The sequence below is a fragment of the Herbaspirillum huttiense genome, assembly GCF_004367745.1.
Lineage (GTDB): Bacteria > Pseudomonadota > Gammaproteobacteria > Burkholderiales > Burkholderiaceae_D > Herbaspirillum > Herbaspirillum huttiense.
This window is the reverse complement of record NZ_CP037993.1, coordinates 331,314-343,789: the sequence shown is the minus strand read 5'-3', so window position 1 is coordinate 343,789 and position 12,476 is coordinate 331,314. Positions and strand designations below refer to the sequence as shown.

The following is a 12,476-nucleotide window of genomic DNA, read 5'->3' as shown; positions in this document are numbered from 1 at the left end:
ACATGCAAAGATTTTCGTGAAGTGCCAGCGGATGAGAACGTTTGTGCAAAACACGTCACGCGGCGATCACATCGCGCTGATTTCCCCAGGGAAAATGCGGCGGACTGACCAGGTCTTTTTATTTGGTATCGAAGGTCGTCACGCCATCCCAATCGGCCGGCGGCGGCGACTGGCGATAGTGCGCAATGCGCTCCAGGTAGAGCGCATAAAGTCCGCGCGCGTGCGCGGCCTGCAGCGCTTCGATGGCGGCCTGCGCCTCCTCCCAGCGCTGCGCGCGCACCAGCGCCAGCGCCGCATGCCATTGCTCGACTTCCGCGCGCAGCCCGGCATCGAGTTCGCTCTCGATGGCCAGCGGTTCGAAGATCGGCACGGGTTCGTTCTTGCCCTTCACCCGCACCCGGTCCAATTCGCGATAGGCGAACTGCGGCGCGGCCTGGCGCGTGGCATCACCGACCATCACCCCCACCCCGTAGACCTTGGTGATCGACTCCAGGCGCGAGGACAAATTGACCGCATCGCCCATCACCGTATAGGCCTTGCGGATGCGCGAGCCCATGTCGCCCACGCGCATCTGGCCGCTGTTCAAACCGATGCCGATCTTCAGCGGCGGCCAGTTGCGGCGCGTGAATTCCTCGTTGAGCAGCAGCGTGGTCTGCTGCATCTTCAATGCCGTGGCCACTGCGCGGGCGGCGTGATCAGGCACATCCAGGGGCGCGCCCCAGAAGGCCATCACGGCGTCGCCGATGTACTTGTCGAGCGTGCCGCGATTGCCACGGATATCTTCGGACATGGCGGTGAGATACATGTTGATGTATTCACGCAGCTCGTTGGGCCGCAAGCTTTCGGAGATGGTGGTGAACCCGCGCACGTCGGAGAACATCACGGTCAGTTCGCGGATCTCGCCTTCCATGTTGTAGCTGGCCGGATTGGCCGCCATTTCGGCCACCAGTTCGGGAGCCACGTATTCGCCGAACAGGTTGACGATGGCCTTGCGGTTGCGATATTCGAACAGGTAGCCCCAGGCCAGATTGCTGATGAACAGCAGCGCCACCAGCAGCAGCGACGACGCCAGCGGCAGCACTAGGCCGGCGCTGTCATAGAGCCAGTAGTTGAGTCCACCCAAAGCGGCCGCCGTCCCCAGCGACAGCAGCACCGAGGCCAGCGGCCCCAGCGCGGGCAACATCAAACCCAGCAGCAGGCCGGCCAGCGCGACCTGCAAGCCGTCATAGCCCGCCGCGAAATCGGGGCGGGTCTTGAAATCATCATCGATGATGGATGCGATCAGGTTGGCGTGGATCTCCACCCCGGGATAGACCGGACTCACCGGCGTGGCCCGCAGGTCGTTCAGGCCAGGCACGGTGGTCCCGACCAGCATGATGCGGCCATCCAGCTTGTCGTGCGGATAGGTGCCACGGATCACGTCCACTGCCGGTACATAGCGATAGGCACCGCCCTGCGGTCCGCCACGCCCGCGATAGGTCACCAGCGTGGTCAGCCCGCGCTCCACCGGAATGATCAGCGGCTGCGGACGCGCTTCCACGGCGATGGCGGCGAGCGCATCGTAGGTCTCCTTCTGGTTCCCCAGCAGTCCATCCGCGCCGGTCAGGAAGACCGGCTTGATGCGCTTGCCATCGACCGCCACCCGGGCCGTCGCCAGGGCCAGCGACTCATAGAAGTTGTCGCCATGCCGCGCCAGCAGCGAGACCGTGCGGATCAGCCCGTCATCATCGGGCACCGGATTGAAGAAGCCACCGGCACGCGCCGCCGCTTGCAGCTGCGGCAGGTTGGCACCATAGGCGCGCCAGCGCACCACCTCCACATCGCGCCCGCCCAAGGCGGCCACGCTGAAGGCGGGCGGTGGCAACTGCCCCTTGATCACGGCCCCGCCCTCATTGGAGAAGGCATAGCCCATCACCACCGGCTGGCCCTGCAGGGCGGCGGCCAGGCGTGCGTCGTAATCCATCTGCGGCTTGAGCAGGCGCAATTGCTGTGCCAGTTGCGGCACGTCCTTCAACGGTCCGCGCGCGAGGTCTTCCAGACGGCCATAGCCGGAGGTGGTGTCGGGCTCGGCGAAGACCACGTCGAAACCGACTGACTGCGCCTGGTAGGCCTGCGTCATCTGCTCCACCAGCTTGGCCACCAGGTCGCGGCTCCAGGGCCAGCGGCCCAGCTCGTTGATGCTGCGCTCGTCGATATCGACGATGACGATGCGCGGATCCAGTGCCGGTTTGGCCACGCGCATGCGCAAGTCATAGAAGAACAGGTCCATGCGCTCGACCACGCGATTGGGCAGCAGGCCCACCACCACCGCCTCGGCCAGGCCGATCAGCAACAGCGCCAGCAGCCAGCGCGCCCAGTACTTGGCGAAGGCGGTACGCAAACGACGCAACATGGACTTTCCCCCGATTCCTTTTTTGATTGGCTGCGATCATGCCACCAGTTGCCTGTGCCCACAATCGGCGCGGCACGCCGGGAGTTGCCACACGGCATGACCGCATGAATAGGGGAAATAAGCCGGGCGCGATGAACCGATGCGCAAAATGGGTTCTAATGATTTCCCGCCACCGATGAAGGAGCCCCGCATGCAGCCCATTCCAATGATCACCCTGCGCAATGGCGCGCAAGTCCCGGCACTTGGCCAGGGCACCTGGAACATGGGCGAGTCCGCCGCGGCCGCCAGCACCGAGGTTCGCGCCCTGCAGGCCGGCATCGACCTGGGCATGACGCTGATCGATACCGCCGAGATGTATGCCGATGGCCAGTCCGAACGCGTGGTCGGCAAAGCCATCGCCGGCCGCCGCGAACAGGTCTATCTGGTCAGCAAGGTGTTGCCGCACAACGCCAGCGAGCGCGGCACCATCGCCGCCTGCGAGGCCAGCCTCAAGCGCCTGGGCACCGATCATCTGGATCTCTACCTGCTGCACTGGCGCGGATCGCATCCGCTTTCAGCCACCATCGCGGGCATGGAGACCCTGATGGCGCAGGGAAAAATTCGCGGATGGGGCGTCAGCAATCTCGACACCGACGACATGGACGAGTTGGCCGATGCACCCGGTGGCGAGCAGGTGCTGTGCAATCAGGTGCTGTACAACCTCTCGCGGCGGGGAATCGAATTTGACCTGCTGCCGCAGGCCGAACAAAGCGGCGTGGCCGTGATGGCCTATTCGCCCATCGAGCAGGGGCGCATCCTCAAGCAGGCGGCCCTGAAGGCGGTCGCGCAGCGCCACGGCGTGACACCGGCGCAGGTGGCGCTGGCGTGGGTGTTGCGACGTCCCGGGGTGATCGCCATTCCCAAGGCCGCCGATGTCGCGCACGTGGAGGCCAACCGGGCCTGCCTGGCGCTGCATCTGAACGAAAATGACTACAGTGAGCTGGACGCGGCCTTTCCACCGCCACGGCGCAAGCAGCCGCTGGCGATGCTATGAACATGTCGCACCAAACCTGCCGTTCGACCTGAGTAGCCGCAGCGCGGCGTATCGAAGGCGCACCTGCCTTGTTACCGTAGCCACGCCTTCGATACGACCCTCTCGGGTCTACTCAGGACGAACGGTGGGTGATGCCGCAATCGACGTTCAAGATTCAGGCGGCTGCTTCCATGGCTTGCAAGGCCTTTAGCAAGTAGCGCACGGCCGCCGGAATCGGCGCGATCACCGGTACCGAAAAACGCTGCGCCAGCGCCATCGCCGCCTGCCCCAAAGGACCGCCGCCGATCACCACCGCCTCGGCACCATCGCGCTCCACGCAGGCGCGCACGGCTTGCGCCAGTGCCTCTACCAGTGCCTGCGGATCGGCCGCCAGCGCGCGCGGATCACCGGCGGTCAGACGAATGCCGGTGTAGAGCGCACCGACACCCGCCTGCTGCGCTTTTTCGCCAATCACATCAGCCAGCTCCGGCGTGACGGTGGCCACACCGAAGCGGCGTCCACCCTCGGCTGCTTCCAGCATCGACGCTTCACACAGCCCGGCGACGGGTCGGCCATCAAGCGCACGCAGGCGCTCAATACCAGGATCGCCAAAGGCGCTGATGATGCACCCGACGCTGTGCCGCCCGCCTTCGCGCCAGTTGCGCTCGACCTCCGCCCCCGCTGCCGCCAGTTCCACGGCATTGACGATCATCTCCGGCCCCTGCCGCGCACTCACGCCGCTGAGGGCATATCCCGCTGGCAGCGAAGTGCGGGCAATGGCCACCATCATCTCGGTGGTGGCCTGGGAGGAATTGGGATTGATCAACAGGATATGCGGCATGCCAGACTCATGAAAAAGAAAATCAACTACGTGCAGCGACCGCCGGCACCACTGCCTCCGGCGCGGTCTCCTCCAGCGGTGCATCGGGCGACTTGCCATAGGTCTCGGGCACGGTGCGGATGGCCACCGTGAAGATGCCATACATGGCGGCGATCATGCCGAACACGCCCGCCAGCCCGAAGGCATCGAACAGCCGGCCAGCGACCAGCGGCATCAGAGCACCCGCCGCCGTACCGGTGGCGAGGATGAAGGCGGTGCCGAAGGCGCGCACGCGGGTCGGATACAGCTCGGGCGCAAAGATCCAGATGGTGGTGTTGAGCAGCAGCACGAAGAACTGGAACACCGCACCCGCCGCCAGGATCAGCACGATGCTCTTGGCCAGGAAGCCGATCGCCAGCGCCGCCAGGCAGGCGCAGATCGCACCGGCGGTCAGCACGCGCTTGCGCGGCAGATGGAATCCGAACACCGACGCGGCAATCGCCCCCAGCAGGCTGCCGCTCTGCATGACCATGGTGAACAGCAGGCTCTTGGAGATGGTGTAGCCCAGGCTCACCAGAATGGTCGGCATGAGCGTGAGCACCGAGATCTGCGCGCCATAGGTCATCCAGATGGCGATGCACAGCGGCAGCGTGCGCCGCGCCAGCGCGCCCTGGAAGATTTCAATCGAGCGCACCTTGGCCGGTGCGGCCTGCTGGCGGCTACCATCGTCGCTGATCCAGTCACGGCCTTGCGGCGCCGGGCCGGAGAGCTTGCCGCTGGCCAATCGCGCCAGCACCTGATTGGCTTCGGCGATCTTGTTGCGGGAGAGCAGGAAACGCGGCGTCTCCGGAATGTAGCGGCGATAGAAGGCCCCCAGCAGCGCCGGCAGCATCAGGCAGAAGAACAGCCAGCGCCAGCTGTTTTCACCGGGAAAGAGGGTAAACACCAGCAGGCCGAAGGCCGGCGCCAGGAAATTGCCCATGCCGCCCGCGCCCACATTGACCAGGCCCACGGCGGTGCCGCGGAACTTGCTGGAACAGAACTCGGCCAGCATGGTGACCGCAATGGCGATTTCACCGCCGAGACCGAAACCGACGATGGCACGGCCCACGGCCATCACCGTCAGGTCCGGTGCCAGCGCGCAGATGCCGGCACCCAGCGTGAACAGCAGCAGGTCCAGGCTCAGCATGACGCGCCGGCCATAGCGGTCGGCCACCAGACCCGAGACGATGCGGCCGATGGCGGCGCTGGCGAAGGTGACCGTATTGAGCAGGCCGATGTCGGTCGCCGTCAGGCCCCACTGCTGCTTGAGCAGCGGGCCGACCAGGCCGATGGCGTTCTGTTCGAAGGCGTCGAAGAGACAGCCGATCAGGATCAGGAAGATGATGGTGTGATGCGAACGGGTCACCCCGATCTTGTCCAGCGCGCCGTCCAGTTCGGCCACGCGCGGCGAGTGCGGCAGGTCGGGCGATGAAAGTGTGGGTCCGGCCATGGTCTGCTCCTCTTGCGTTGGAAGGTCCAATGAGTGCTGCTCGATGTGCGCATCGGATGATGCGAGGCGGTGAGACCACGGCGACCTGACCTTGCGGCCGTGAAACTACTGTAGTCCGGCATGCCCAAGAATGAAAGCCAGATTTCAATATATATTGTTTATTGAAATTTGTATTTCACTCATGCAGCTGCATTAGCAATCTGCGTGCCAGCCATTTTGGAGGGATGAAATCAGGATTTCAGGAGGAAATGACCGGCCGGGAACGCCCGGCATGCGCCGCAAGAGGGCAGGCAGCACGGTCGCCGCACCGGCGCGGGGCGGCACGCATGAAAATCGGGAGTCAGAAAATTGAAGTGCCTGAAATCATGATTTCAATATTGAAAGAGGGCAATCGTCCAGCATTCCGCCCCGGCAACTCACTCGAAGTCGCCCAGTTCCTCATGCTCCTGCTCCACTGCCGCCAGCCGCTTGCGTCCGGCCGCACCACTGGCTTCGATCACCAGGGTGGACAAGAGATCACACAGCGCCATCACGCCGACATGATTGTCCAGCGAGCCGGGACCGCGGCAATGTGCCTGCAGCGACCAGGTGGCCAGAGCATAGTCGGCCGAGGCCTGGTCGCTGATGTAGAGCAGATAAGATCCGGCGCGCGTAGCGGCCTCCAGCAGGCGGTCCATCTGCCCGGTCTGGCGGCGCGTGCCGAAGACGATCACGCAATCGCGCTCGGACAGACCGGCAGTGTATTCCGCGAGGGTCTCGCCCGGCCCCGGCAGGCAGGTCACGCGCGGCAAGACCTGGATGATCTGCCAGCGCAGGTAGAGCGCAAAGGCCTGGCTGCTGCGGCTGCCGAAGATCAGCACCTGGGGTGCGTTGACGATGGCGCGGGCGATCTCGGCCAGGGTGGCGTCGGAGAGGCGCTCGAAGGTGGCCGCCAGGTTCTGCTGGGATTGCTGGAAGTGCGCCGCCACCGAACGCACCTGGCGCGCAGCGCCGGGGCTGCTGGCATGGAACAGCGGGGAGCCGGTTTCCTGTTCCTCGCGCACGTGGCGGCGCGCTTCCTCGTAGCTCTCGTAACCGACGCGGCGGATGAAGCGGCTCACGGTCGACGGCGACACGCCTGCCAGTTGCGCCAGCTCGTTGCCGGCATAGCTGGCCAGCTCGCCCGGAAACTCCAGCAGGAAGTCGGCCAGCTGGCGTTCGGTACTGGAGAGTTCGTCGAGTTTGCTGCGCACGCGGCGCACGAAGGATTCGGCAGAAGGTTTCATGTCGGTGCGGGGCAGATCCGCGAGGCAGTTCAATGCGGGCGGTCGCGAAGCCGTGGCGGGCGATTTGCTTCATATCGCCTCAAACCCACGCGATCCGGACCGGGTCGCCGCATTGTATAGCAGCCAGGCCCTGCTGCGGCGTCAGCCGAACTTGCGTGCAGCGTCGATGGCCAGGCCGCTGCCGATGCTGCCGAACAGGTCGCCTTCCACATGCCGCGCCTGCGGTGCCAGCGCACTGATGCGTTCGCGCAGCAGGCGCACGCCGCTGGAGCCGCCGGTGAAGAACACGCTGTCGATATCGTCGGCGCGCAGGCCGGCCTGCTGCAACAGCGCCAGCACGGTCTGCTCCACCGATTGCACCAGGTGGTCGACGGCGCCGTTGAAATCGCTGCGCAAGAGCGGCAATTGCTCCGGCTGGCGCAGGCGATCCAGATCCAGCAAGGTCTGCTCGGCGCTGGAGAGCGCGATCTTGCCGGCCTCCACCTGCAGCGCCAGCCAGTGGCCGCAACGCTGCTCGACCACATCCAGCAGGCGCGCAAAGCGCTCGCGGTCGGCCACTTCGCGCGCCACGTCCTGCAGCTGCTGCCAGGCCTTGCGGGTGTAGAGCTGGTTGATGGTGTGCCAGGTGGCCAGGTTGAAATAATAGCTGGAGGGGATCTCGGCATTGCCCTGCAGGCGGCCGCCCAGGCCCAGCAGCGGCATCACGCAGGCCAGGCTGAAATACTTGTCGAAGTCGGTGCCGCCGATGTGCACGCCGCCATTGGCCAGGATGTCCTCGCGCCGCTCGCTGCGCGCTGCGCGCTCGGGCGAGAGGCGCACCAGCGAGAAGTCGGACGTACCACCGCCGATGTCGACGATGAGCACCAGCTCTTCCTTGTCGATGCGCGACTCGTAATCGAAGGCGGCCGCAATCGGTTCGAACTGGAAGGCGATGTCCTTGAAACCGACATCGCGCGCAATCTCTTCCAGCGTATCCTGGGCCAGCTGGTCGGCGGCCGCATCCTCATCAACGAAGTGCACCGGACGGCCCAGCACCACCTTGGAGAACGAGGTCCCGGCCGCGCGTTCGGCACGCTGCTTCAATTCGCCGATGAACTGCGAGAGCAGACCGCGATAGGGCAGCGCCCGGCCGCCCACTTCCGTCTGGCCATCGATGGCGCCGGAACCGAGCAAGCTCTTCAGTGAGCGCATCAGGCGGCCTTCGTAGCCGGCCAGGTATTCGCCCAGGCCGGCGCGGCCATAGCTGAAGCTGTTCTCGTCGGCATTGAAGAACACCACCGAAGGCAGCGTGGCCTTGCCGTCTTCCAGCGGCAGCAGCAGGGAATCCCCGGCCTGCGGGCGCTGCCAGCCGACCGTGGAATTGGAGGTGCCGAAATCCACACCGCACGCGTTCGCCATCGATCACTCCTTCTTTTTGGGTCGGCAATCATATAGAAAAGGACGGTGCTTGTCTGCACGGCGTCATGGCGGCGTTTGAAGCAAACAACATGCCGCCGTGAAATCATTACCGATTCGGCAATGGCAGGATGGCAATCCAACGAAAAACGGCACCGCCGGGCAAGGCTGCCCGACGGTGCCGTCAGATCGAACCGGCTGAAAACGGCTGTGGAAAACTTAGAATTCCTGCGCCACCGGACGCAGCACCACTTCGCTGATATCCACATTGGCCGGCTGCTCGATGGCATAGGCAATCGCACGCGCCACCGAATCGGCCGGAATCTGGTTGGCCTCATACCAGGCCAGCAGGGCTTCCGAGGTTTCCTGGTCGCTGCTGTGGGTCTTCAGTTCGGAATCCACCGCCCCCGGGGAGATGATGGTAGTGCGCACACCGTCCGGTGCTTCGGCGCGCAGGCCTTCGGTCAGGGCGCGCACCGCGAACTTGGTGGCGCTGTAGACCGTGCCCATGCCGGCGAAGACCTTGATGCCCGCCACCGACGATACATTGATGATGTGGCCCGAGCCCTGCGCAGCGAAGCGCGGCAGCGCGGCGGCTACGCCATAAAGCACGCCCTTGACGTTGACGTCGATCATGCGGTCCCACTCTTCGACCTTGAGCTTGGCCATCGGGGCCAGCGGCATGATGCCGGCATTGTTGACCAGCACGTCGATGCGGCCGAAGTGCTGCTCACCCTTGGCGACCAGGGCTTCGACATCGTCACGGCGCGCCACGTCGGTGGTCACGGCGATGGCCTGGCCACCGGCGGCGGTGATGTCGGCCACCAGTTTTTCCAGACGATCGGTGCGGCGCGCACCCAGTACAAGCCTGGCACCCAGTGCAGCCAGGTGACGTGCGGTGGTTTCGCCCAGGCCGCTGCTGGCACCGGTGATGACGACGACTTTGTCCTTGATGTTGTTGCTCATGATGAATCCTTTCCAGTGATGGGGTTGGCTTGCGGTTGCTGCGTGTCGATGGAAGGATTATGGGTGCCGCCACTATGCCAAACAATGGAAATGATAAGATTACAGAATTCCATTTTCAGGAATCATCATGCTCAACCGACTGGAGATGCTGCGCATCTTCTGCGCTGCCGCCGACACTGGCAGCTTCAAGGAAGCCGCGATCCGGCTCGGCATTTCACCGCAAGCCGTCACCCGCGCCATCCAGGAACTGGAGCGCCTGCAGGGCGAGATGCTGTTCCATCGCAATACGCGCCAGGTGCGCATCACCAGTTTCGGCGAAGCGCTCGCCGAACGCGCACGCGAAAGCCTGCGTGATCTGGATGGACTCTTCGAAACGGAGGCCGCCAGCCCGGCCGACGAGATGAGCGGACTGGTGCGCCTGGCCGCCCCGTCGGCGCTGGGACGCAGCCGCCTGCTGCCCATCGTGGAGCGACTGGCGCAGGCGCATCCCGGCTTGCGCTTCGACCTGCGCCTGACCGATCAGCGCGCCGACGTGGTGGGAGAGAAGATCGACATCGGCATCCGCGTCGGCACCGTGCCGGACAACCGCTTCGTGGTGCGGCGGCTGGGCAAGGTGCGCTTCCATGTGGTGGCCACGCCGCGCTTCCTGCGCCGCCATGGGGCCCCGGAAGACACCGAGGCCCTGCGCGCCCTGCCCTGCACCGCCATGCTGGACCGGGGTACGGGCCGCCCCTGGCCCTGGCTGTTCGCGCAGGAGAACCAGTGGATGGCCGATCATGCCCGCTTCCTCTGCGATGATTCCGAGGGCGAATATTTATTGGTGAGAAGTGGCGTGGCCATCGGCCAGATTGCCGGTTTCCTGTGCGAGGACGATATCGCGGCAGGACGGCTGGTCCCCGTCATGACTGATCACGAACCCGATCCCTGGGACATGTACCTCTACCGTCCGCAACGCGGACCGGTGCCGCCGCGCCTGCGGCTGGTGTTCGATACGCTGGTGCGCGAATTCGCCGAGTGAATGTGCCGGCTTACCAGCGGCAGTCGTGATCCATCAGCACTTCGGCACTGCCCTGTTCCTCGCGGTCGAAGTTGACCGGCATGTTGATCAGGAAGAAGCCGGTGCTGCCATCGGCAAAACGCGCCCCGGTCAGCAGCAGTGACTGCGAGGCCATGTTGTCGGCCGCATAGGCGCTGCGGGCAGCGGCCAGCTTGAAGGGGTCGTGCAGTGCCAGCGTATCGGCGGGCAGGCGCATGACCCAGTAGCGATGGCCTTCGAAATACCACGGCAGCCATTGCTGCCAAGGGTCACCCCGGTGATCGTCGAGGCTGGCCGCCACATCGCGGCGCATGCAGTCGATGTGCAGATGCAGGTGCAATTGCGAACGGCCGGCCGCCGAATTGATTTCAATACCCAGCTGTTCATCGGAGAGCGGGCGGCCCAGGGCCTGCGCCACACGCCCGCGCTGCTCCCATGCATAAGCCCAGTAGTTGGGCGCATCCGGTGCCAGCAACTCCGGACTTTCGATGCCGGTCAGGCGACGGGTCGGCATGAGCAGGTATTGCGCGGGACCGACCAGATCCTTGAGCACCACGAAGCCGCGCGCCAGATCGACCATCACGCATGGCTGCGGCTGGCCGGTGGACTGCATGTTGGGCAGGCATTGCTGGCTGGTGATTTCCCACAGCTTGTGGGGATCGGCGGCCTGAGTCGGACTGGCCGACAAGGCCAGCCACAGGCCCAGCAGGAGGGAAAAACAGGAAGGAAGGCGGGAAAGCAATCGCATCGGAACCGTCCGGAGCAAGGGGCAGCAAGGCCGTGCAGGGTAGCGGGCCGGTGTTTCCGCAGGATGACAGCGATGCTGCCGGAGGGATTACTTGTCGCGCGTGGCCTGCACCAGGCACTTGGAGAGCTTGTCGAAATGCAGCCAGGCAGCCTGGCTCAGCTCGACCTGCTTGCGGCGCGGATCTTCGGTATCGGCCAGCACGATCCAGCCCTTCTCGCGCATGGATTTCAGGCGCGCATGCAGCATCGCGGGCGAACCGAATTCGCTTTGCGCCATCAGGTCGCGCACCGACAGCCGCTGTTGGTCTTGGCCGGCACGGGCGATGAAAGCCAGGATCCGGTCTTCGAGCGGATCCAGCGTAGCCAGTGACGGCAATCCCCGGAGTGCTTCGGCCAGTTGCAGAAATCTCAGGTAGATATCCGCCGGCCGCTTGTTTTTACCCATATGGCGATGGTGTTGGTTGTTGTCTTGCAAGTCAGGAACGCGTTACGTACGGAGCGCGCGTAACACGCGCGCGCGACATCGTTCCAGAATTGATAGCGAATCATACGCCGGGCCTGCCGGAAAGTGCAATCTTTACCGCCTTGACCGGCAGCAATGCGTCCGGCGGTAACGTTTGCACCCCGATTTGCGAGGCTGGCGCGCCACACTGCTGAAAATTGTTGAGGTGCAGCGCCCCGCCGCATTGGGTAACATACGCGCCGTTCCGCATGTCCCAGCCTCCCCTCGCCATGCAAGCCTCGCCCGACCATCGTTCCGTCCTGCGCACCCACCTGGCCGCCATCGCCGGCACGGCGCTGTGCTATTTCGTGTTCTATTCGATCAACGAATGGCTGTTCCGGCGCACCCAGTTCACCGAAGGCATCGCCTGGATCTACCTGCCCGCCGGCGTGCGCCTGATCTGCACTCTGCTCTTTGCCGAGGCCGGCTGCGTGGGCCTGCTGGTGGGCTCCCTGGCCACGGCCGCGACCTATCAACTGTTCCCGCATGACCTCATCGCTGCCGCCGGCTACTGCCTGATCTCGGCCGGCGCCCCCTACCTGGCCTACCGCCTCACCCTCTCCGGCATGGACCTGGGGCGCAACCTGGGCAACCTCAACACCACCCGGCTGATGGCCTGCATCCTGCTCTATGCGCTCTCCAATCCGCTGTTCCAGCTGATCTGGTTCGTCATGCGCGGGGTCTATCCGGATTTCTGGAGCGGCCTGATCGTCATGTCCATCGGCGATCTCTCGGGCTCGCTGATCGTGGTCTACCTGTGCAAGCTGCTGCTGTCCATGCTGCCCCGCATGCCCCTGCCACGGCGCTGATGGCAGGCCGCACGCTGTCGCCGGCAGGCGTCAGCCGCTG

11 protein-coding genes are annotated in these 12,476 nt (G+C 64.8%); 3 read left to right on the top strand and 8 right to left on the bottom strand.

Annotated elements, in window-relative coordinates; translation table 11 throughout:
* Positions 1-118 precede the first annotated feature (118 nt).
* Positions 119-2,392 (bottom strand): CHASE2 domain-containing protein, encoded by a 2,274-nt coding sequence (locus tag E2K99_RS01600; protein WP_134221121.1) that lies wholly within the window; start codon positions 2,390-2,392, stop codon positions 119-121.
* Positions 2,393-2,582: 190 nt separating this feature from the next.
* On the opposite strand from E2K99_RS01600, the gene E2K99_RS01595 reads away from it, so the two are divergent.
* Positions 2,583-3,425, top strand: a complete 843-nt coding sequence (locus E2K99_RS01595; RefSeq protein WP_134221120.1) for an aldo/keto reductase — start codon at positions 2,583-2,585, stop codon at positions 3,423-3,425.
* Positions 3,426-3,579: 154 nt separating this feature from the next.
* On the opposite strand, the gene E2K99_RS01590 is transcribed toward E2K99_RS01595, so the two are convergent.
* The 5 genes from E2K99_RS01590 to E2K99_RS01570 all read right to left on the bottom strand — a co-directional run bounded on the left by E2K99_RS01590 (position 3,580) and on the right by E2K99_RS01570 (position 9,342).
* Positions 3,580-4,245, bottom strand: a complete 666-nt coding sequence (locus tag E2K99_RS01590; RefSeq protein WP_134221119.1) for an aspartate/glutamate racemase family protein — start codon at positions 4,243-4,245, stop codon at positions 3,580-3,582.
* A gap of 22 nt (positions 4,246-4,267) precedes the next feature.
* Positions 4,268-5,716, bottom strand: a complete 1,449-nt coding sequence (locus E2K99_RS01585) for an MFS transporter (protein WP_134221118.1) — start codon at positions 5,714-5,716, stop codon at positions 4,268-4,270.
* Between the two features lie 416 nt (positions 5,717-6,132).
* On the bottom strand, positions 6,133-6,981 hold the full coding sequence (locus E2K99_RS01580; protein ID WP_134135714.1) for a MurR/RpiR family transcriptional regulator: 849 nt from the start codon (positions 6,979-6,981) through the stop codon (positions 6,133-6,135).
* A 141-nt stretch (positions 6,982-7,122) separates the two neighbouring features.
* The gene (locus E2K99_RS01575; protein ID WP_121042475.1) at positions 7,123-8,379 is read right to left on the bottom strand and encodes an Hsp70 family protein; all 1,257 of its coding nucleotides are present in this window, start codon (positions 8,377-8,379) and stop codon (positions 7,123-7,125) included.
* A 216-nt stretch (positions 8,380-8,595) separates the two neighbouring features.
* Positions 8,596-9,342, bottom strand: coding sequence for an SDR family oxidoreductase (locus E2K99_RS01570; protein ID WP_134221117.1), 747 nt, complete (start codon positions 9,340-9,342; stop codon positions 8,596-8,598).
* Positions 9,343-9,469: 127 nt separating this feature from the next.
* Between E2K99_RS01570 and E2K99_RS01565 the strand changes: the two genes are divergently transcribed.
* Positions 9,470-10,360, top strand: coding sequence for a LysR family transcriptional regulator (locus E2K99_RS01565; protein WP_121042471.1), 891 nt, complete (start codon positions 9,470-9,472; stop codon positions 10,358-10,360).
* Between the two features lie 10 nt (positions 10,361-10,370).
* On the opposite strand, the gene E2K99_RS01560 is transcribed toward E2K99_RS01565, so the two are convergent.
* The gene (locus E2K99_RS01560) at positions 10,371-11,126 is read right to left on the bottom strand and encodes a CDP-diacylglycerol diphosphatase (RefSeq protein ID WP_134221116.1); all 756 of its coding nucleotides are present in this window, start codon (positions 11,124-11,126) and stop codon (positions 10,371-10,373) included.
* Between the two features lie 87 nt (positions 11,127-11,213).
* A complete protein-coding gene (locus tag E2K99_RS01555) occupies positions 11,214-11,570 on the bottom strand; it encodes a MarR family transcriptional regulator (RefSeq protein WP_034330473.1) in 357 nt (118 codons plus the stop codon).
* Positions 11,571-11,836: 266 nt separating this feature from the next.
* Here E2K99_RS01555 and E2K99_RS01550 point away from each other — a divergent pair, with 266 nt between their 5' ends.
* Positions 11,837-12,436: a hypothetical protein gene (locus tag E2K99_RS01550; RefSeq protein ID WP_240733831.1), complete on the top strand. Its 600-nt coding sequence runs from the start codon at positions 11,837-11,839 to the stop codon at positions 12,434-12,436.
* The last annotated feature ends 40 nt before the right edge of the window (positions 12,437-12,476 follow it).